Genomic DNA, 1,133 nt, shown 5'->3' with positions numbered 1-1,133 from the left:
GTGATGGGCAAGCCGGAGAAGAAGGTGCTGATCGGTCGCGTGAACGGGTATCACGGGTCGACGGTCGGCAGCGCGTCGCTCGGCGGGATGGCGTTCATGCACGAGATGGGCGACCTGCCGATCGCGAACATTACGCACGTGGACGAGCCGTACTGGTACGCGAACGGCGGCGATCTGAGCCCGGAGGCATTCGGCAAGCAGGCCGCGCTGTCGCTCGAGAAGAAGATTCTGGAGCTGGGCGCGGACCGGGTGGCGGCGTTCGTCGCGGAGCCGTTCCAGGGCGCGGGCGGGATGATTTTCCCGCCGGACGGCTACTGGCAGGAGATCGAGCGGATCTGTCGGCAGTACGACGTGCTGCTGTGCGCGGACGAGGTGATCGGCGGATTCGGGCGCACCGGGGAATGGTTCGCGCACCGTCACTTCGGTTTCGAGCCGGATCTGATCAGCATCGCGAAGGGGTTGACGTCGGGCTACGTGCCGATGGGCGGGCTGGTGATGAGCCGCCGGATCGGCGAAGCGCTGGTCGAGCGGGGTGGCGTGTACGCGCACGGTCTCACGTATTCGGGGCATNGTATCTGCAGAAGGCGCTGCGGGATGCGTTCGCGGATCATCCGCTGGTCGGGGAGATCCAGGGCGTCGGCGCGGTGGGGGCGATCCAGTTCGCGAAGGACAAGAAGACGCGCGAGCGGTTCGCGAACGAGGCGGAGCTGACGTGGCACAGCCGCACGGTCGGGTTCGAGCTGGGCGCCATCGTGCGCTCGACGAACGGGCGGCTGATCGTTGCGCCGCCGCTGGTGATCGATCACGCGCAGATCGACGAGCTGATCGGCAAGATGCGCGACGCGGTCGACGCGACCGCGCGAACTTTGCAAGTCTGAATCGTCGCTGCCTGGAATATCTGCAATCCGAATTGAATAGAGGGTGAAACACATGCAATCGATATCCTTGTCGGGCGCCGGGGCGAGACTGACCGGCGCGTCGCGTGCCGGAAACGACGCGTTCGTCCGCATCGAAAACGTGGTCAAGAAATTCGGCGACAGCACGGCCGTGGACAACGTGAACCTGACGATCATGAAGAACGAGCTGTTCGCGCTGCTGGGCAGTTCGGGCTGCGGGAAGTCGACGCTGCTGCG

Annotated in this window: 3 protein-coding genes; all 3 read left to right on the top strand. The window is 65.3% G+C overall.

All coding sequences use genetic code 11. The features are described from left to right. Positions 1-3: 3 nt before the first annotated feature. On the top strand, positions 4-711 hold the full coding sequence (locus tag HZI36_RS26685; protein ID WP_425485301.1) for an aminotransferase class III-fold pyridoxal phosphate-dependent enzyme: 708 nt from the start codon (positions 4-6) through the stop codon (positions 709-711). Beyond that, on the top strand, positions 645-878 hold the full coding sequence (locus tag HZI36_RS27160; protein ID WP_246327245.1) for a hypothetical protein: 234 nt from the start codon (positions 645-647) through the stop codon (positions 876-878). Before HZI36_RS26685 ends, HZI36_RS27160 begins: the two co-directional genes overlap by 67 nt. Positions 879-930: 52 nt before the next feature. Continuing rightward, positions 931-1,133, top strand: a 203-nt coding sequence (locus tag HZI36_RS26680; protein ID WP_179405665.1) for an ATP-binding cassette domain-containing protein, incomplete at its 3' end; no start/stop codon positions are given.

It is taken from the genome of Burkholderia guangdongensis (assembly GCF_013403875.1).
In the GTDB taxonomy this organism is placed as follows: Bacteria; Pseudomonadota; Gammaproteobacteria; order Burkholderiales; family Burkholderiaceae; genus Burkholderia; species Burkholderia guangdongensis.
This window is presented reverse-complemented; position numbering and strand designations above follow the sequence as displayed.